The 18,895-nt window shown below is 72.5% G+C and carries 15 protein-coding genes; 5 read left to right on the top strand and 10 right to left on the bottom strand.

The window, feature by feature from the left end; translation table 11 throughout:
• The first annotated feature begins 50 nt into the window (after positions 1-50).
• From OHA37_RS28870 to OHA37_RS28860, 3 genes are all read left to right on the top strand, one after another.
• Entirely contained in the window at positions 51-848 is a 798-nt protein-coding gene (locus OHA37_RS28870; protein ID WP_266909483.1) for a DsbA family protein, read from the top strand.
• A 108-nt stretch (positions 849-956) separates the two neighbouring features.
• Complete coding sequence (locus OHA37_RS28865; RefSeq protein WP_266909482.1) at positions 957-2,636, top strand: alkaline phosphatase D family protein; 1,680 nt, start codon at positions 957-959, stop codon at positions 2,634-2,636.
• Positions 2,637-2,858: 222 nt separating this feature from the next.
• A complete protein-coding gene (locus tag OHA37_RS28860) occupies positions 2,859-3,797 on the top strand; it encodes a zinc metalloprotease (protein ID WP_266913168.1) in 939 nt (312 codons plus the stop codon).
• 104 nt (positions 3,798-3,901) lie between these two features.
• Here OHA37_RS28860 and OHA37_RS28855 read toward each other — a convergent pair whose 3' ends face one another.
• Positions 3,902-4,471, bottom strand: a complete 570-nt coding sequence (locus tag OHA37_RS28855; RefSeq protein ID WP_266909481.1) for a dienelactone hydrolase family protein — start codon at positions 4,469-4,471, stop codon at positions 3,902-3,904.
• Between the two features lie 50 nt (positions 4,472-4,521).
• On the opposite strand from OHA37_RS28855, the gene OHA37_RS28850 reads away from it, so the two are divergent.
• Together OHA37_RS28850 and OHA37_RS28845 are read left to right on the top strand one after the other, a co-directional pair.
• Positions 4,522-5,550, top strand: a complete 1,029-nt coding sequence (locus OHA37_RS28850; RefSeq protein WP_266909480.1) for a mechanosensitive ion channel family protein — start codon at positions 4,522-4,524, stop codon at positions 5,548-5,550.
• Between the two features lie 146 nt (positions 5,551-5,696).
• Entirely contained in the window at positions 5,697-7,664 is a 1,968-nt protein-coding gene (locus tag OHA37_RS28845; RefSeq protein WP_266909479.1) for a helix-turn-helix domain-containing protein, read from the top strand.
• 22 nt (positions 7,665-7,686) lie between these two features.
• On the opposite strand, the gene OHA37_RS28840 is transcribed toward OHA37_RS28845, so the two are convergent.
• From OHA37_RS28840 to OHA37_RS28800, 9 genes are all read right to left on the bottom strand, one after another.
• Positions 7,687-8,910, bottom strand: a complete 1,224-nt coding sequence (locus tag OHA37_RS28840) for an IS701 family transposase (RefSeq protein WP_266909478.1) — start codon at positions 8,908-8,910, stop codon at positions 7,687-7,689.
• Positions 8,911-9,088: 178 nt separating this feature from the next.
• Positions 9,089-10,273 carry a chorismate synthase gene (aroC, locus tag OHA37_RS28835; protein WP_266909477.1) on the bottom strand — a complete coding sequence of 395 codons (1,185 nt, stop codon included), beginning with the start codon at positions 10,271-10,273 and terminating at the stop codon, positions 9,089-9,091.
• Positions 10,270-11,523 (bottom strand): 3-hydroxybenzoate 6-monooxygenase, encoded by a 1,254-nt coding sequence (locus tag OHA37_RS28830; protein ID WP_266909476.1) that lies wholly within the window; start codon positions 11,521-11,523, stop codon positions 10,270-10,272. The genes aroC and OHA37_RS28830 overlap by 4 nt, the downstream gene beginning before the upstream one ends.
• Positions 11,520-12,797 (bottom strand): 3-phosphoshikimate 1-carboxyvinyltransferase, encoded by a 1,278-nt coding sequence (gene aroA, locus OHA37_RS28825; protein WP_266909475.1) that lies wholly within the window; start codon positions 12,795-12,797, stop codon positions 11,520-11,522. The genes OHA37_RS28830 and aroA overlap by 4 nt, the downstream gene beginning before the upstream one ends.
• The gene (gene tkt, locus OHA37_RS28820; protein ID WP_443046226.1) at positions 12,794-15,112 is read right to left on the bottom strand and encodes a transketolase; all 2,319 of its coding nucleotides are present in this window, start codon (positions 15,110-15,112) and stop codon (positions 12,794-12,796) included. The genes aroA and tkt overlap by 4 nt, the downstream gene beginning before the upstream one ends.
• Positions 15,113-15,115: 3 nt before the next feature.
• A complete protein-coding gene (locus OHA37_RS28815; RefSeq protein WP_266909473.1) occupies positions 15,116-15,454 on the bottom strand; it encodes a hypothetical protein in 339 nt (112 codons plus the stop codon).
• Complete coding sequence (locus OHA37_RS28810; protein ID WP_266909472.1) at positions 15,442-17,319, bottom strand: anthranilate synthase family protein; 1,878 nt, start codon at positions 17,317-17,319, stop codon at positions 15,442-15,444. Before OHA37_RS28810 ends, OHA37_RS28815 begins: the two co-directional genes overlap by 13 nt.
• Positions 17,316-17,972 (bottom strand): isochorismatase family protein, encoded by a 657-nt coding sequence (locus OHA37_RS28805; protein WP_266909471.1) that lies wholly within the window; start codon positions 17,970-17,972, stop codon positions 17,316-17,318. Before OHA37_RS28805 ends, OHA37_RS28810 begins: the two co-directional genes overlap by 4 nt.
• 110 nt (positions 17,973-18,082) lie before the next feature.
• Positions 18,083-18,883 (bottom strand): 2,3-dihydro-2,3-dihydroxybenzoate dehydrogenase, encoded by an 801-nt coding sequence (locus OHA37_RS28800; RefSeq protein WP_266909470.1) that lies wholly within the window; start codon positions 18,881-18,883, stop codon positions 18,083-18,085.
• Between the last annotated feature and the right edge of the window lie 12 nt (positions 18,884-18,895).

The following is an 18,895-nucleotide window of genomic DNA, read 5'->3' as shown; positions in this document are numbered from 1 at the left end:
CCCCCCTGACAGCCGGCTCCACAGCGGAGCCACACCCCACGGAGAGAACGATGAGCGCACGCAACAGCCAGGCGAACAAGGCGGCGGCCCGCGAGAAGCTGCGCATCGAGCGCGAGCAGCAGGCCAAGAAGGCCAAGGTCCGCCGGCAGGTGTTCGTGGCGGGCGGCGTCGTGGCCGCCCTCGCCCTGGCCGGCGGCGTCGGTTACGCCGTCGTCCAGTCCAACAAGCCGAGCGCCTGGGAGAAGGCCGCCGACGCCCCCGTGGTCGCGCCGAAGAACACCTCGGGCGAGAACGGCACGACGGTGGTCATCGGCAAGGCCGACGCCAAGAAGACCCTGGAGCTCTACGAGGACGCGCGCTGCCCGGTCTGCGCGAGCTTCGAGCAGGCGGTCGGCCCGCAGGTCAAGAAGGACGTCGACGCCGGCAAGTACAAGATCCAGTTCATCGGGGCCACCTTCCTGGACAACGGCTTCCCCGGCAGCGGCTCCAAGAACGCCCTGAGCGCGCTGGGCGCGGCCCTCAACGTCAGCCCCGAGGCGTTCCTGGAGTACAAGACGGCCCTCTACTCCGCGGCGAACCACCCGGAGGAGAAGGACGACAAGTTCGCCAAGGACGCCTACCTGCTCCTCGTCGCGGACCAGGTCCCGGCGCTCAAGGGGAACGCCGAGTTCAAGAAGGCGCTCGACGAGGGCACCTACGACCGGTGGGCGCTGGAGATGTCGAAGACCTTCGACAAGAGCGGTGCGAAGGGCACGCCGACGCTGAAGATGGACGGCAAGAAGATCGACCCGCTGCCGCAGACGCCCGAGGCGTTCACGACGGCGATCGACAAGGCCATCGCCGGCTGAGGCTTTGAGGCTGGATCACCGACGGACGGGCGAACTCCCAGAGTTCGCCCGTCCGTTGCTTCCACGGGTCTGGTCCGGAGCGAATACCCGCCGGTAATATGATCATCCGTGACCAGTCAACTCTCCCCCTCCGCCCCGGAATCGGCCTCCCTGCCGGCTCCCCGCCGCCGTACGGTCGTCCTGGCCGCGGCGGCCACGGCGGCACTCGTCCCGATCGCCGCGCTGGGTGCCGAAGCCGCCCACGCCGCCACCGGTGAAGACACCCCCTCCTTCCTGCACGGCGTCGCCTCGGGCGACCCGCTCCCCGACGGGGTCCTGCTGTGGACCCGCGTCACCCCGACCGCCGCGGCCGTACCGGGCTCCGGCGCGGGCCCGGCCGTCGCGGTGGGCTGGGAGATCGCCGAGGACAAGGCCTTCTCCCGGATCGTCGCGAGCGGCTCCGTCACCGCGAGCGCCGCCTCCGACCACACCGTCAAGGCCGACGTACGGGGCCTGCGCCCGCAGACGGCCTACTGGTACCGGTTCACCGCCGGCGCCACCGTCTCCCCGGCCGGCCGCACCCGTACCGCCCCCGCCGTCACGACCGCGCCCGCCGGGATCCGCTTCGGCGTGGTCTCCTGCGCCAACTGGGAGGCCGGCTACTTCTCCGCGTACCGCCACCTGGCCGCGCGGGCCGATCTGGACGCCGTACTGCACCTGGGCGACTACATCTACGAGTACAAGAGCGGCGGTTACCCCGAGGCGAAGTACGTCGTACGGCAGCACGAGCCGCTGCACGAGATCCTCACCCTGGCCGACTACCGCACCCGGCACGGGAAGTACAAGACCGACCCCGACCTGCAGGCCCTGCACCAGGCCCACCCCGTCATCGCGATCTGGGACGACCACGAGATCGCCAACGACACCTGGGCCGGCGGCGCCGAGAACCACGATGCCGCCACCGAGGGCTCCTTCGCGGCCCGAGCGGCCGCCGCCCGCCAGGCGTACTTCGAGTGGATGCCGGTGCGCACCTCCACCGAGGGCACCGTCTACCGCCGGCTGCGCTTCGGCACCCTCGCCGACCTGCACCTGCTGGACCTGCGGACCTTCCGCTCGCAGCAGGCGGGCATCGGCAGCGGCGCGGTGGACGACCCGGAGCGCAGCATCACCGGGCGCGCCCAGCTGGACTGGCTGAAGGCCGGGCTGGCCGGCTCGCAGGCCACCTGGAAGCTGGTGGGCACCTCGGTGATGATCTCGCCGGTGGCCTTCGGCTCGCTGCCCGCGCACCTGCTGGCTCCCCTCGCCGAGCTGCTCGGCCTGCCCGCGGGCGGCCTCGCGATCAACGTGGACCAGTGGGACGGGTACACGGACGACCGCCGGGAGCTGCTGGGGCACCTGACGGACCGTTCCGTCCGCAACACCGTCTTCCTGACCGGTGACATCCACATGGCCTGGGCGAACGACGTCCCGGTGACGGCGGCCACCTACCCGTGGTCGCGGTCGGCGGGCGTGGAGTTCGTGGTGACCTCGGTGACCTCCGACAACATCGACGACCTGCTGCACGTACCGGCCGACACGGCCTCGCTGGTGGCCGAAACGGCCATCAAGGCCGCCAACCGGCACGTGAAGTGGCTGGACATGGACGCCCACGGCTACGGCGTGCTGGACGTGACGGCCGAGCGTTCGCAGATGGACTACTACGTGGTCTCGGACAAGCGGCGCCAGGACGCCACGGCCGCCTGGGCCCGCTCGTACCGCACGCTGAACGGGACCCAGAAGGTCGAGCGGGCGGACCGGCCGGTGCGCTGACGCACCGTCGGATTTCCCGTCCGGAGGGGCGCTTGGCGTAGACCAGGCGCCCCTTTGGCATCAGAAGCAACAAATCTTTTACGTAGAGCACTTGACCTGTTTATGACATGCGCACGTAAGATTCCCGCCAGCCGAGGAGATCCCTCCCGCTCTACCCCCCACTCGCGAGGAGCACACGTGCGCGCTCTTGCCCGCATATCCCCCCTTCTTCGCCGCCGCCTGATGGGTACCGCCGTACTCGCCGGCACCCTGGCCTTCACCCCGCTCGCCGCCCCCACCACGGTCGCCGCCGCCAAGACCGGCGCCGAGGTGTGCGCCGAGGAGACCGGCGCCGCGGCCAACGCCCGTGTGGCGCGCCCGAAGGACCAGCACGCGGCCGAGCCGAACGAGGTCACCGAGGCCCAGTCCAAGGCCATGGACGCCGACCTCAAGGCGAAGCTGGACAAGATCTCGAAGGAGCACCGCAGCCTTCGCGCCGCCGAGGCCGCCACCAGCATCCCCGTGTACTTCCACGTCATCCACTCCGGCACCACCGGAAAGCTGACGGCCACCGACATCAGCAAGCAGCTGGCGGTCCTCAACGCGGCCTACGCCGGCCAGGGCACCGGAAACGTCGACAGCACCTACCAGTTCACCCTGGCGGGCACCGACTACACGGACAACGCGAGCTGGTACAACCTGGCTTCCGGCTCCACGGCCGAGAAGACCATGAAGAACACCCTGCGCAAGGGCGGGGCGAACGCCCTGAACTTCTACACCGCCAACCTCTCCGGCGGGCTGCTGGGCTGGGCCACCTTCCCCAGCTCCTACGCCTCCCAGCCGAAGATGGACGGCGTGGTCGTCCTGGACACCTCGCTGCCGGGCGGCTCCGCGGCCAACTACAACGAGGGCGACACCGCGACCCACGAGGTCGGCCACTGGATGGGTCTCTACCACACCTTCCAGGGCGGCTGTAACGGCGCGGGCGACTCCGTTTCGGACACCCCGGCCGAGAAGAGCGCGGCCTTCGAGTGCCCGACCGGCCGTGACACCTGCGCCAGCAAGGCGGGCGTCGACCCGATCCACAACTTCATGGACTACACGTACGACAACTGCATGTACCAGTTCACCGCGGGCCAGGTGGCCCGCATGAAGAGCATGTGGACGGCCTACCGCGGCTGACGCTCCGGCGCTCTGACGCAGTCATGACGATGGGGCCCCGCACGCGGGGCCCCATTGCCGTGTTCCGCCCGAAGACCGTCGGAGAGACCGGCCGAGAGACCGGCCTAGAGACCGTCGAGGAAGGCGAGGGCCACCGACCAGGCCTGCTCCGCCGCCTCGGCGTCGTAGTCGTCCAGTCCCGGGTCGGTGAACAGGTGCCCGGCCCCCGGATAACCGTGGACCTCCACGTCCGCCCCGGCCTTGCGCATCCGCAGGTACCAGGCCGTCAGCCAGTCGTGCGGCTCGAAGGGGTCCGGGTCGGCGATGTGCAGCTGCACCGGCAGCTCGTCGACGTAGACGCCCTCCTCCAGGTCGGCCGTCCCGTGCAGGAGCAGCAGCCCGCGCGCCTTCTCGTCGGCGAGCGCCAGGTGCTGGGCGATGGAGCCCCCGAAGGAGAAGCCGGCGTAGACCAGGCCCTGGTCGGAGTACGGGGCCGAGGCCAGGATCGCCCGCTTGAGCAGCTCGTCGCGGCCGATCTCCTCCTGGTGGGCCATGCCCTCCTCGACGGTCTCGAAGGTGCGCCCCTCGAAGAGGTCCGGCACCTGGACCTGGTGCCCGGCCGCGCGCAGCCGGTCGGCCGCCTCCCGCACGGCGGGCCGCAGCCCGTAGGTCGAATGGAAAAGCATGATGTTCATGCCCCCATCGTGCCAGTTTCGGCGCACCCCCTCCGGTTACGTTGGCCTGCATGGACACGGACTCCTTCCTGCGCCCGATCGCGGCCGTCGCCGGCACCCTGGCCGTCACCCTGCTCGCGGGCTGGCTGCTGGACCTGCTGCTGCGCCGCGCCGACGCCCGGCACAGCGAGACCCCGCTGTGGGGGCTGCTGCGCCGCTGCCGCCCGCCGTTCCTGGTGGTCCTGGCCACCTCCCTGCTCCAGGCCGTGCGGCGGCGCGCGGACGGCCCCGGGCACGTGCTGACCCTGATCCTGATCGCCGCGGCCGCGTGGCTGCTGATCCGCATCACGACGGCGATCGTGGACTCCACGTACGCCCGCTACGCGGCCGACGCCTCCGACCAGGCCAGGGTGCGCCGGGTCCGCACCCAGGTCACGCTGATCCAGCGGGTGGTCACGGCGGTGGTGATCGTGGTGGCCCTCGGCGCGATGCTCCTGACCTTCCCCGAGATGCGGACGGTCGGCACCTCGATGCTGGCCTCGGCCGGCGTGCTCGGCATCGTGGCGGGCATCGCGGCGCAGGCCGCACTCGGCAACCTCTTCGCCGGACTCCAGATCGCCTTCGGCGACACCGTCCGGATCGGCGACACGGTGGTGGTGGACAAGGAGTGGGGCACGGTGGAGGAGATCACCCTCACCTTCCTCACCGTCCGCACCTGGGACGAGCGCCGGATCACGATGCCGGTCTCGTACTTCACGAGCAAACCCTACGAGAACTGGTCGCGCGGCGGCGCGCAGATGACGGGCACCGTGTTCTGGCACCTGGACCACAGCGCCCCGGTGGACCTGATGCGCGAGCAGCTCCAGCGGATCCTGGAGGACATCCCGGAATGGGACGGCCGCACCGGCTCCCTGGCGGTCACCGACACCACCCCGAACACCATCCTGGTCCGCGCGGTGGTCACGGCGAAGGACGGGGACGCCGTCTGGACCGTCCGCTGCGCGGTCCGCGAACGCCTGATCACCTGGCTGACTGCGCACCACCCGTACGCCCTGCCCCGCATCGTCACGGCGGAGGCGGTTCACCCGCCCGCCCCCTGACGTACAGGCAGGTAGGGCACGGGAGTTGGCTCCCCCGCACCGTCTTGCCGGCCGCAAAGGACAGGCCCCGCTTGACCCTTCGGCGGACGGAACCTAGGTTCGGGGAGCTGGCTTGATTTGCGCTGGTCAGACGAGGGGAGACACGCATGGCACCGGAGATCGGTTCCCACCGGGGAGGGTCCGGCGCGCTGGCCGTGCTGGAGCTCCTCGCGCAGGAAGCTCCGCCCGGCCTGTTCGAGGCCCTGCTGCACGAGGCCCGAAGATCCGGGGCCGGGGAGGCGGAGGTCGCCGAGCTTACCCGGGCCCTGGAGCTGGCCGGGGCCGTGCGCGCGAACGCCGTGATCGGCCGGCAGCAACAGGCTTCCCTGGCCGCGCTGGTGGACACCGCGCACGACCTGACCTCGCCGTACGACCTGGACGGCCTGCTCCGCGTGATCAACCGGAGGGCTCGGCGCCTGCTCGGCCTCGACATGGCCTGGGTGTCCCTCAACCGCCCGGACGGCACCGGCTACGTCCGCACCTGTGAGGGCGAGACCACCACGCAGAACATAGGGATGGAGCTGGGCACGGGGCTGGGCAGCGCCGCCCAGACCCGCCGGGCTCCCCTGTGGAGCGCCGACTACCTGAACGACGACACGGTCCCGCACGGCCCCGGCATCGACACCGTGGCCCGGGCCGAGGGACTGCACGCGATCATCGCCGTGCCCCTGCGCAACGGGAACTCCACGCTCGGCGCCCTGTACGGCGCCCAGCGTGACGTACGCCGTTTCACCCCGGACGAGATCGGGCTGCTGCTCTCGCTCGCCGACCTGGCGGCCGTCGCCATCGAGAAGGCGCGCCTGCTGGAGCAGACCCAGGAGGAGGTCGCCGAGCTGGAGCGGTTCGGATCCCACACCAACTCCACCCTGACCAGGGTCCGTTACCTGTGGGAGTGCCACGCCCGGCTGGCCGGCCTGGTGCTGGACGGGGCGAGCCTGTCGGCGCTGGCGCGGGCGGCCGCGGACGCGCTGGACGCGGTCGTCCAGGTCCGGGATCCCGGTGGGCGGGTGCTGGTCTCCACCGGTGAGCTGCCGGCGGACCTCGACGAGGAGGCCGTCGCGCGGGCGGCCCTGACGGCCCACGGGCTGCGGCCCGTGGAACTGCCCGGCGACGTGTGGCTGGCCCCGGTGCTGGCCGGCGCCGAGGAGCTCGGCGCCCTGGTGCTGCACGCCTCGGCGCCGCTGACGGTCGAGGACGTACGGCTCCTGCGGATGGCCGCCCAGACCGTGGCCTCGCTGATCCTGATCCAGCGCGGCACCGCCGCCGCCGAGGGCCCGGTCCACGAGGAACTGCTCCAGGAGCTGCTGGACCGGCCGACCCGCTCCGACCGTCACCTGCTGGAGCGCGTACGGCGCCTGGGGATCGAGCTGGACCGCCCCCATGTGGTGGTGGTGGCCCGGCCGGAGGGCGGGGAGCTGGGCAGGGCGGTGGCCTGGGCTTCCTCGTACGCCCATCGGATGAACGGACTCAAGGGCGTGCGCCGCGGCTGCATCGTGCTCGTGGTCCCCGGCGACGACGCCTCGGCCGCCGCCCGCCAGGTGTCGGCCGAGCTGTCACCGCTGCTCGGGCACCCGGTGTCCACCGGGGCCGCCGGGCCCTCGCGCAGCGCCCGCGAGGTGGCCCAGGTGTACGCGGAGGCCGTGCGCTGCCTGGACGCCCTGACGGCCCTCGACGGCGCCGGCGGAACCGCCTCGCTGAGCGAACTGGGCTTCCTGGGACTGCTGCTGTCCACCGACCATGACGTGGAGGCGTTCATCGGGTCGACGATCGGCCCGGTCCTGGACTACGACGGGACCCGCGTCACGGAGCTGACCCGCACGCTGGACTCGTACTTCGAGTCGGGCGGCAGCCCCACCCGTGCGGCCGAGGCGCTGCACGTCCACGCCAACACCGTCTCGCGCCGCCTGGCGCGCATCACGGAGCTGCTCGGCCCGCACTGGCAGAGGCCGGACCGGGCCCTGGAGATCCAGATGGCGCTGCGGCTGCGCAAGGCCCGCGACGTACTGCACGAACGGCGCACCGAATCCGGGCCCGGGTTCGGGCCCGGGTCCGGGCCCGCCCCGCGCATGGGGTGAGGAGCGGGGCGGGCGGGGGAGGCTACTGCCGCGCCGCGGCGAGGCTGTGGGCGGCGTGGGCGATGGAGGCCAGGGTGACGTGCCGGTGCCAGCCGTGCAGGGAACGCCCGGTGTAGTCGCGCAGTCCCAGCTCCTGGCCGCTGTGCTGGGAGGTGAGCGCCACCCGCGGGGCCTGCTTGGTCAGCCGCAGCAGGCGGCCCGCGGACAGCCGGGTCAGGTCGGTGATCCACAGCTGGGACGGCAGCCGGTGCGGGTCGGTCCACTCGCCGACCAGCACGAGCTGGCGGCGCCGCGCCGCCGACGGGTCGGGGATCATCACGCCGACGGCGACGGCGAGGGTGCTGCGGCGCGCCGACGGGTTGGCCGGGTCGGCCCACTCCACGGGCGCGCGCAGCCCCTTGAGGGACTGCAGGATGTCCTCGGCGTTCAGCGGGCCGGCGCCGTAGCCGGGCAGCGCCGGGTCGGTGACGAGCAGCCGGCCGGCGGGGCTGATCCGGGCCAGGACGGGGATGCGGGCCTCGGCGAAGCGGTTCATCGTCATGCGGGTGCCGATGTTGGGGACGTCGAGGACGACCGGGTGGGCGGGCATCGCGGCGGCCTTGACGGTCTCGATGACACCGCTGGCCGCGCACTCCTCGTACGAGGTGTGGTGTGCGGGGGCGGGACCGGTGCCGGGGTCGGCGACAGTGCGGCGCGCCGAATTGGCGGAGGCTTCGGCGTTGTTCTCGCCGTCCGGTACGAACAGCCGCCAGCCGACCGGCGTGGCCACCTCGGCCGAGGCGAACCAGGTGCCGAATGCCTGCTGGCCGCGGAACATCTGGCCCTGGTGCGGGTCGAAGTGGTGGCCGACGCCGACCGAGTGTTCGCCGCCCTTGGGGATCGCCATCGGCTGGGCGACCCAGGCCGCCAGCGGGGTGGTGCTCTCCAGGTATTCCGAGAGCGCGGTGCGCAGGGGCTGCCAGTCCCAGGTGGAGCTGAAGATGAAGTGGTGCAGGCTCTGTTCGGCGGCGTCCCCCTCGACGTGGGCGGCGATGCTGCGGATGGACTTGCGCCCCGAGGTGGCCAGCAGTCCCCGTACGTAGTGCTGGGCCTTCTCCCGCTGGTCCTTGCGGCGGAGCGAGGCGAAGACGGTGGCACACAGGTCTTCGGTGATTTCCCTGATCGGGTCGCGCCGGATCCGGACCGCGGTGTCGCGGCCCTCCCGCGCACCCACGACGGACAGTTCCCTTCGGACGATGGTGTTCATGGCGGTGGTCACCACAGGCCCCCCTAGGCTGCTTCGAATGCAGTCCCACCGTCGCCCGGGGACCCCCCTGCGGGGGAGGTGCGCCGGCCACCTGCCTGCGGCCGGGGGTGGTGACGGGACCCCACACCCCTTGCGGCACAAGGGGTGTGGGGGGTGGCCGGGGTGCGGTCGGCGAGGGTCAGATGAACCGCATGTTGCCGAGGTACGACCGCACGTTGCGGCGGGTCTCGGGGACCGAGTCCCCGCCGAACTTCTCGACGACCGCGTCCGCCAGCACGAGGGCGGTCATCGCTTCCGCGACGATCCCCGCCGCCGGCACGGCACACACGTCCGAGCGCTGGTGGTGCGCCACCGTCGCCTCTCCGGTCACCACGTCGACCGTCGCGAGCGCCCGCGGCACCGTCGCGATGGGCTTCATCGCGGCCCGCACCCGCAGCGGCTCGCCGGTGCTCAGCCCGCCCTCGGTGCCGCCGGAGCGGCCGGAGGTGCGCTTGAGACCCTCGGGGGTGGGGACGATCGCGTCGTGCGCCTTCGAGCCGGGCACCCGGGCGAGTGCGAAGCCGTCGCCGACCTCGACGCCCTTGATCGCCTGGATGCCCATCAGGGCCGCCGCCAGGCGCGCGTCCAGGCGCCGGTCCCAGTGGACGTGCGAGCCGAGCCCGACGGGTACGCCGTACGCCAGGACCTCGACCACACCTCCCAGGGTATCGCCGTCCCCGTGGGCCCGGTCGATCTCCGCGACCATCGCCTTGCTCGCGTCCGCGTCCAGGCACCGCACCGGGTCCGCGTCGAGCTTCTCCACGTCGGCCGTCGTCGGGTACGCCCCGTACGGGGCCCTGGCCCCCGCCAGCTCCACCACGTGCGACACGATCTCGATCCCGGCGGCCTCCTTCAGGAAGGACCTGGCGACCGCCCCCAGCGCGACCCGCGCGGCCGTCTCCCGCGCACTGGCGCGCTCCAGAACCGGCCGGGCCTCGTCGAACCCGTACTTCTGCATCCCCGCCAGATCCGCGTGACCCGGACGCGGACGCGTCAGCGGGGCGCCCCGGCCGGCCTCCTTCGACAGCGACGGATCCACCGGGTCGGCCGACATCACCGTCCGCCACTTCGGCCACTCGCTGTTGCCGACCATCACCGCCACGGGAGAGCCCAGCGACAGCCCGTGCCGGACCCCGCCGAGGAAGGTGATCTCGTCCTGCTCGAACTTCATCCGCGCACCGCGCCCGTGGCCGAGCCGGCGCCGGGCCAGGTGCCCGGCCACCAGAGCGGTGGTGACCGGAACACCGGCGGGAAGCCCCTCTAGCGTCGCCACCAGCGCCGGTCCGTGCGACTCCCCGGCGGTCAGCCAGCGCAGCCTGCTCAACGGACCCCTCCCTCGACGAGTTCGGCGGCTCGCGCCGGCCCCGCCGTGAAGTCACGGGAGCCGTGGAGCCACGCCACCGTGTCGTACAGGTCGTCCGCGCTGTACCCGGCGAGCATCCGGTTGCGGGCCGCCGCCGCCTCGCCGGCCGGGTGGTAGAGCTGCGCGCCCATCTCCCGTGCCACCAGCTGGGTCTTGGCCGTACGGTCGCGCCGCTGCTCGTTGTACCGTGCCAGCCGGCCGGCGACGTCCCGGCCGACCGCGGCCCCGCCGTCACCGTTGCCGTCGCCGTTGCCGTCCAGTACTTCGCCGAGGACGACCGCGTCCTCCAGCGCCATGCACGCGCCCTGGGCCGCGTACTGGAGCATCGGATGCGCCGCGTCGCCCATGAGCGCCACCCGGCCGTCCGTCCAGCCCTCGACCGGGTCACGGTCGCACAGCACCCAGGTCTTCCACTCCTCACCGAGCTCCAGCAGCCGCCGGACCGCGTCGCCCAGCTCCGGGAACTCGCCCAGTACGTGATCCCGGTCCACCGGCAGCCCGACGAGCGCCTCGCGCGCGCCGTTGTCGCGGGTGGCGGCCAGGTTCAGGAACTCGCCGCCGCCGATCGCGTAGTGCACGAAGTGCCACTTGGGTCCGGCCCACAGGGTCACGCTGTTCCAGCGCAGTTCCTCGGGCACCTTCTCCATGGGGATGACCGACCGGTAGATCGTGTGGCCCGACACCCGCGGGTCCCCGTCCCCGATCAGCTGGCGGCGTAAGGCCGATCGGATGCCGTCGGCTCCGATCAGCACGTCCCCGGTGAACCGCTGCCCGGTGCCGGTGATCGCCGTGACCTCGTCGGCCGTCTGCTCGTACCGGATGACCGAATGCCCGGCCAGCAGGGTGACTCCGTCCGCGGCCTGGCAGGCGTCCAGCAGCGGCTGGTAGAGGTCGCCCCGGTGGACGACCGCGTACGGATTGCCGAACCGTTCCCGGTAGGCGCCCGTCAGCGGCATCCGCGCGACGCTCTCCCCGCTGGTGGCGTCCATGAAGCGCAGCTCGTCGATGAGGACGGCCCGGTCGCGCACGGCCCCGCCCACACCGAGCCGGTCGAGGGCGTGGAAGGCGTTGGGACCCAGCTGGATCCCCGCGCCGAGCTCGGCGAACTCGGGCCGGCGCTCCAGCACGGTCACCCGGTGGCCGCGGGCGGCCAGGCTCAGTGCCGTGGCCAGTCCGCCGATGCCGCCGCCGGCGACGAGTACGTCCGTCATCCTCGTTCTCCTTGTGTCTTGGGGAACAGCTGGGCCAGTTCGGCGTGGAAGCCGGGGAAGGTCTTGCCCACGCAGGCCGGATCGTCGAGGTGGAGTCCCGGCGCGCGCAGTCCGAGCACGGAGAACGCCATGGCGATCCGGTGGTCGCGGTGGCAGGCGATCCGGGCGGGGCGGACCTCGCCCGGATGCACGGTGATCCAGTCCCGGCCGGTCTCGGCGCGCACTCCGCACGCGGCGAGGTTCAGGGCGACCGCCGCGATCCGGTCCGACTCCTTGAGCCGGGCGTGCCCGATGCCGCGGATGGTGAGGGGAGCGTCCGCGAGCGGTGCGATCGCGGCGAGCGTCATGAAGGTGTCCGAGATCGCGCCCATGTCCACGTCGAACCCGCCGCGGAGCCGGCCGGTGCCGGTGACCGTCGTCGCGTGATCGCCGATCTCCACCTCGGCTCCGGCGGTGCGCAGGACGTCGACGAAGCCGAGGTCTCCCTGGAGGCTGTCGCGCCCGAGGCCGGGCACGGTGACCGAGCGGCCGGTGACGGCCGCGGCCGCGAAGACGTAGGAGGCGGTGGAGGCGTCCGGTTCGATCACGAGGTCGGTGGCGCGGTATCCCCCCGTGCCGATCTCGAACACACCCGGCGCGTCTTCGGTGACCCGTGCGCCGAAGCGGCGCATCAGGACGATGGTCATGTCGATGTACGGGCGGCTGACGAGCTCGCCGACCGTCACGGTCAGCGGGGTGCGCAGCAGGGGTGCCGCCATCAGCAGTCCGCTCAGGAACTGGCTGCTCAGCCCGCCGTCGACGGCGAGTTCGCCTCCGTCGAGCGCGTCGGCCTCGATCCGCAAGGGCAGGGTGTCCCCGTCCCGGGTCCGTACCCGCGCGCCGAGCCGTGCCAGGGCGTCGGCGAGCGGGCGGAGCGGGCGGGCACACAGTTGCTCCGAGCCGTCGAACACGTACGAGCCGTGGCCGGCCGCGGCGAAGGGCGGCAGGAAGCGGGCCGCGGTCCCGGCGTCGGCGCACCAGACGCGGCCGCCGTGTGCGGGGGCTCCGGCGAGACCGCCGACCTCCCAGAACTCGTCGTGGGGGGTCGCGGTGACCTGGACTCCGAGACCTGTCAGGGCGGTGCGGAAGGCAGTGGTGTCCTCGCTGATCAGGGGGGCGCGCAGGGTGCTGGTGCCGTCGGCCGCCGCCGCGAGGAGCAGGGCGCGGTTGGTGATGCTCTTCGAACCCGGGATGCGGGCCGCGCGGCCCGTACCGGCGAGGGTCCCCGTGGTCATCGGGTTCCTTCCTGCGACGGCTCCGACGACTTCGGCGACTTGGGCGACCCCGGCGACCCCGGCGACCCCGGCGACGGCCCCTCGGACGCGGGCGCCGGGTGCTGCTCGGCGGCGCGGGCGATGCTCGTACGGACGGCCGCCGCGACCCGCTCCGCGGTGAGGCCGTGCTGCTCGTACAGGGACCGGTACGGGGCACAGGCGCCGAAGCTGTCGATGCCGACGGCTTCGCCCGCCTCGCCGGTCAGGGCGTGCCAGCCGAGGGTGGAGCCGGCCTCCACCGAGACCCTGGCGCGCAGTCGCGGCGGGAGGACCGAGTCGCGGTACTCCCGGGGCTGTTCGGCGAACCACTCCAGGCAGGGCAGCGAGACGACCCGGGTCGGTATGCCGTCGCGCTGCAGGAGTTCGCGTGCCGCGAGCGCGATGTGGACCTCGCTGCCGGTGGCCAGGACGACCGCCTCGGGCCGGCCGCCCTCGGCTTCGGCTCGTACGTAGCCGCCCCGGGCCACGGCGTCGGCACCGGGGTCGGGCAGGACGGGGACGTTCTGACGGGTCAGGCAGAGTCCGGCGGGCCGGTCGTCGCGCTCCAGGACGGCCCGCCAGGCGGCGGCGGTCTCGTTGGCGTCGGCCGGGCGGACCACGTCGAGGCCGGGAATCAGGCGCAGCGACCAGAGGTGCTCGACCGGCTGGTGGGTGGGGCCGTCCTCGCCGAGTCCGATGGAGTCGTGGGTCCAGACGTAGGTGACGGGCAGCTTCATCATGGCCGCGAGGCGCACGGCCGGGCGCATGTAGTCGGAGAAGACGAGGAAGGTGCCGCCGTAGGGCCGGGTTCCGCCGTGCAGGGCGATGCCGTTGAGGACGGCGCCCATGCCGTGCTCGCGGATGCCGAAGTGGAGCGTGCGGCCGTAGGGGTGGCCCGGGAAGGCCCGGGTGGCGAACTCCGAGGGGATGAAGGAGGGTTCGCCCTTCATGGTGGTGTTGTTGGACTCGGCGAGGTCCGCGGAGCCGCCCCACAGTTCGGGCAGTACGCCGGCCAGCGCGTTCAGCACCTCGCCCGAGGCCTTGCGGGTGGCCATCTCGCCGCCCGCGGTGAACTCCGGCAGCGCGTCGCTCCAGCCCTCGGGCAGCCGCTTGGCGTCGACCCGGTCGAAGAGGGCCGCGTGCTCCGGCCGGGCCGCGCGCCAGTCCTGGTAGCGCTTGTCCCACTCCGCGCGGGCCGCGCGCCCACGGTCGGCGACCTCGCGGGCGTGGGCGAGCACCTCGGCGGGGACCTGGAAGGAGGCCTGCGGATCCAGGCCCATGGCGGCCTTGGCCGCGGCCGCCTCGCCGGCGCCCAGCGCGGATCCGTGGATCTTGCCGGTGTTCTGTTGGGTGGGGGCGGGCCAGCCGATGATCGTGCGCAGCGCGACGATCGAGGGACGGCCGGTCTCCTCGCGGGCGGCGGCCAGCGCCGCGTGCAGGGCCGGCACGTCCTCCTCGTAGGAGCCGGTCCGGGTCCAGTCGACCTGCTGGACGTGCCAGCCGTAGGCGGCGTAGCGGGCGAGGACGTCCTCCGACACTGCGATGGAGGTGTCGTCCTCGATCGAGATCCGGTTGTCGTCCCAGAGCACGACGAGGTTGCCCAGCTTCTGGTGTCCGGCGAGCGAGCCGACTTCGTGGCTGATGCCTTCTTCGAGGTCCCCGTCGGAGGCGAACACCCAGACGGTGTGGTCGAAGGGGGACGTGCCGGGGGCGGCGTCCGGGTCGAAGAGGCCGCGCTCGCGGCGGGCGGCCATGGCCATGCCGACGGCGTTGCCGAGGCCCTGGCCGAGGGGGCCCGTGGTGGTTTCCACGCCGGGGGTGTGCCCGTACTCGGGGTGGGCGGGGGTGAGGCTGCCCTCGGTGCGCAGCGCCTTGAGGTCGTCGAGCTCCAGGCCGTAGCCGCAGAGGTAGAGCTGGGTGTAGAGGGTGAGGCTGGAGTGTCCGCAGGACAGGACGAAGCGGTCGCGACCGGTCCAGCGGGGGGCCGCCGGGTCGTGGCGCAGCAGCCGCTGGAAGAGGAGGTGCGCCGCCGGGGCCAGGCTCATGGCCGTGCCCGGGTGGCCGTGCCCGGCCTTCTCGACTGCGTCGACCGCGAGGGCGCGTGCGACATCGACGGATTGCCGGTCGAGTGCGGACCACTCGAAGGCGGGGTTGCTGGTGCTCGCCTGGGTGTTCACCGGACGGTCAGGGCTCCTTGTGGCTTGTCTGGAGGCGGGAGGGGGCGTGGGCGTGGTTTCGGGCGGGGCGGCCGATGAGCTCGCCCGGGCCGGGCCCGGCCCCTCCCCCGGTCCGGGCATCGCTCAGCCCTCCAGGGCCAGGCCGCGGCCGGCGAGCCGGTCGAGCGAGAAGACGCCCTCGACGGTGGCTTCCACGTCGAAGAAGGAGCGCTCGGTGGGCGGGTAGCCGATGAGTTCCGCAGCCCGGTTGGGCAGGGCCGCGGCGAGCGCGGCCGACTCGGCGGACTCCCACAGGAGTACCGCTCCCCAGCGGTCGGTCTCCCGGTCGGATATCCAGAACTTCAGCCGCAGACCGGCCAGTTGACTGAACCGGTCGACCGCCTCGTCGCGCAGGAACCCGCGCAGCGAGTCGATGGTCTGCTCGGATTCCTTCAGGTCCCACCAGACGATTACCGCTCGCACGAGCGCACCACTCCGATCAGCAGGTCGCGGGTGATCCGTACGCCGTCCTCGGTGAGGACCGACTCGGCGTGGAACTGCATCGAGGCGAAGCCCCGTCCGCGCAGGGCGTGCACCTCACCGGTCTCGACGTCGCGGCTGACCTCGACGATCCCGGCCCGCGGGTGTTCGAACTTGTCCTCGGCCAGCCGCGCCGCGAACGTGTTGTAGAAGCCGACCCGCTCCGGCGCGCCGAACAGGTCGATCTGCCGCTGGACACCCTGGTTGGGCACGGTCCTGCGGACGAGGTCGAGGCCGAGCAGGGTGGAGAGGACCTGGTGGCTGAGGCAGACGGCGAGGAACGGCCGCCGCTCGCCCAGCAGCCGGGAGACCGTCGCCCGCAGGTGCGCGATCTTGGGGTGTGCGGTCTCGCCGGGGTCGCCGGGACCCGGGCCCATGACGACGAGGTCGTGGGCGCCGGTGTCGTACGGCTCGTCGAAACGGCTGACCGTCACCTTCAGCCCCATGGAGGCCAGCTGGTGGCCGATCATCGAGGTGAAGGTGTCCTCGGCGTCGATGATGAGCACACTGCGGCCGGCCAGCTCCGGCACCGGCCGGGACCGCTCGGCGGTCTTGCGCAGCCAGAATCCGGCGATGCCCTCGTTGCGCTCCTCCAGGGCGCCCCGGACGTCGGCGTGCCGGGCGAAACGGCTCGCGCCGCCCGCTTCGAGCGCGGACAGCAGTCCGGCCGCCTTCACCCGGGTCTCGGCGACCTCGCTCAGCGGGTCGGAGTGCCGTACGAGGGTCGCGCCGACGCCGATGCGCACCCGGCCGTCGGCCGCGATGTCGGCGGTGCGGATGAGGATCGCGGAGTCCATCGTGCGGCCGCCGTCGGCGTCCCGGCCGATGAGGGCCATGACGCCGCTGTAGTAGCCGCGGCCCTCCGGCTCGTACCGGTTGATCACCTTGCAGGCGCTCTCCAGTGGGCTGCCCGTGACGGTGGGGGCGAACATCGTCTCGCGCAGGATCTCCCGTACGTCGCGGGAGGTCTGCCCCTCGATGAAGTACTCGGTGTGGGCGAGGCGGGCCATCTCCTTGAGGTACGGGCCGACGACGCGGCCGCCTCCCTCACAGATCCGGGCCATCATCTTGAGTTCCTCGTCCACGACCATGTACAGCTCGTCCGCCTCCTTGCGGTCGGCGAGGAAGGCCATCACGCCCGGCAGGTCGGGGCCCGCGGCCGGGTAGCGGTAGGTGCCGCTGATCGGGTTCATCACGGCGGTGCCGTCGTGCAGGCTGACGTGCCGCTCGGGGCTGGCGCCGACGAAGGTGCGGTCCCCGGTGTGGACGAGGAAGGTCCAGTAGGCGCCCGACTCCCGCTCCAGCAGCCGCCGGAAGAAGGAGAGCGCGCCGGCCGGGGAGTAGTGGGTGATCTCCGCGACGAACGAGCGCTTGATGACGAAGTTCGCGCCCTCGCCGTTGCCGATCTCGCGCTCGATGACCTCGCGGACCATTCCGGCGTACGCGTCGTCGTCCACGTCGAAGTGGCCGCCGGTCAGGGTGACCGGCTCGTCGGGGAGCCTGCGCAGCGCATCGGCCAGCGGGAGGACCGCCTGCTCGCCGACCGTCATGGTGATCAGCGGTTCGCCGTCGTCGGTGCCGGCGAACCCCCGCTCGGTGATCTGCCGGTAGGGGACGATGGCCAGGGTCTCGTGCCGCGGGCCCGCGGCGGGGCCCTGCGGCACGGGGATCTCGGCGAGGGTCTCCACGCTCGACACCTCGCCGAGCAGCACCTCCAGGAGCTCCTGACCGGTGGTCTCGGGGCGGTACAGCAGGGCGTACGCCGGTGCGCGGCCGGTGAGCACCCGGTTCAGCAGGTCCGGGGTCACCGGGCACCGCCCGGCGCGGTGAGCTCGGCGAGCACGGACTTGGTGGTCTTGACGACCCCCGCGCGCTGGGCGACGTAGTCCAGGGCGAACCGGTGCTGCGCCTCGGAGAAGTCGGCGACGGCGTCCGCGACGAGGAAGGACCGGATGTCGTTGGTGAAGGCCTCCACGACCGTCGCCATCACGCCCACGTGGGCGTACACACCGCAGACGACGAGCTGGTCGCGGCCCTGGAAGCGCATGCGCTCCAGCAGCTCCGACTTGAAGAAGGCGCTGTAGCGCCACTTGGTGAACACCCAGTCGGAGGGGCCCGGTTCGATGGGGTCGACCACCCGGCGGTCCTCGGGCGAGACCTTCATCCCGGGGCCCCAGAAGTCCTTGAGGAGACCGCGCTCCTGTTCCGACATGCCGCCGGGTTGCGCGGTGTACGCGACCGGGATGCCGAGGGCGGCGCACTGTTCGCGCAGCAGCGTCGCGTTGCGCACGAGGTCGCCGACCGGGGACTCGCCCTCGGGGAACGGGCGCAGGAAGTAGCGCTGCATGTCGTGGATCAGCAGCACCGCCCGGTCGGGGTCGACCGTCCAGTCGGCGGTGTTGACGGGGAGGTCTCCCTCGGAGGGCATGGGGTACGGATCGATGGGCGGAATTCCCGCCATGGTCGTCCTTCCTCTCGCTCGGGTGTGGGCTCGGGGTGTGGCCTTCGGCAGGGGCTCGGTGCCGGGTCGATGCGGGGGCGGTGCCGGGTCGGTGCGGGGGCGGCGGCGGGTCAGACGCCGAGGGCGGCGCCGCCGTCGACGGTGAGGTCGTGCAGGGTGATGTGGGAGGCGTGGTCGGAGAGCAGGAACGCCACCGCCTGGGCCACATCGAGGGGGCGGGCCAGCTTGCCGAGGGGGATGCCCACCCGGAACTCGTCCGCGATGCCGTCGATCGAGCCGCGCTCGCCGCTGCCGTCCGCGCCGCCGTCCGCCCAGAGGGAGGTCAGCATCGGGGTGGCGGTGGATCCGGGGGCCACGACGTTGCACCGGATTCCGTACCTGGCCACCTCCAGGCCCAGGCACTTGGTGAACATGGCCGTCGCCGCCTTGGACGCCGCGTAGGCGGCCATCCCGGTCCGGGGCGTGCCGGCGGCGTTCGAGGCGACGGTGACCACCGCTCCCGAGCGGCGTTCCACCATGCGGCCGACGACGGCGCGCGAGACGTGGAAGACGCCGGTGGTGTTGACCGCGAAGGTGGCCGCCCAGTCCTCGTCGGACAGGGACACGGCCTGGCCCAGGCGCAGTACGCCGGCGGAGTTGACCAGGTACCGCACGGGCCCCAGGACCTGCTCCACGGTGTCGACCAGGCTGTCCACCCGGGCCGAGACGGTCACGTCACAGGGGAACGCCTCGACGTTGAGCCCTTCGGCCCGCAGTTTGGCCACGGTGTCGCCGAGCGCGTCGGCGTCCCGGTCCACGGCCGCGACGGTCAGGCCGCGCTCCGCCAGGATGCGTACGACCTCCTCGCCGATGCCGCCGGCCGCACCGGTGACCAATGCGATCCCGCTGTCCGTCGTTTCCACTCCGTACATCACTGTCCCCGT

Source organism: Streptomyces sp. NBC_00335 (genome assembly GCF_036127095.1).
Taxonomy (GTDB): Bacteria; Actinomycetota; Actinomycetes; order Streptomycetales; family Streptomycetaceae; genus Streptomyces.
Note: the sequence above shows the minus strand (reverse complement) of the source record. Positions and strands in the feature narration are given on the sequence as shown.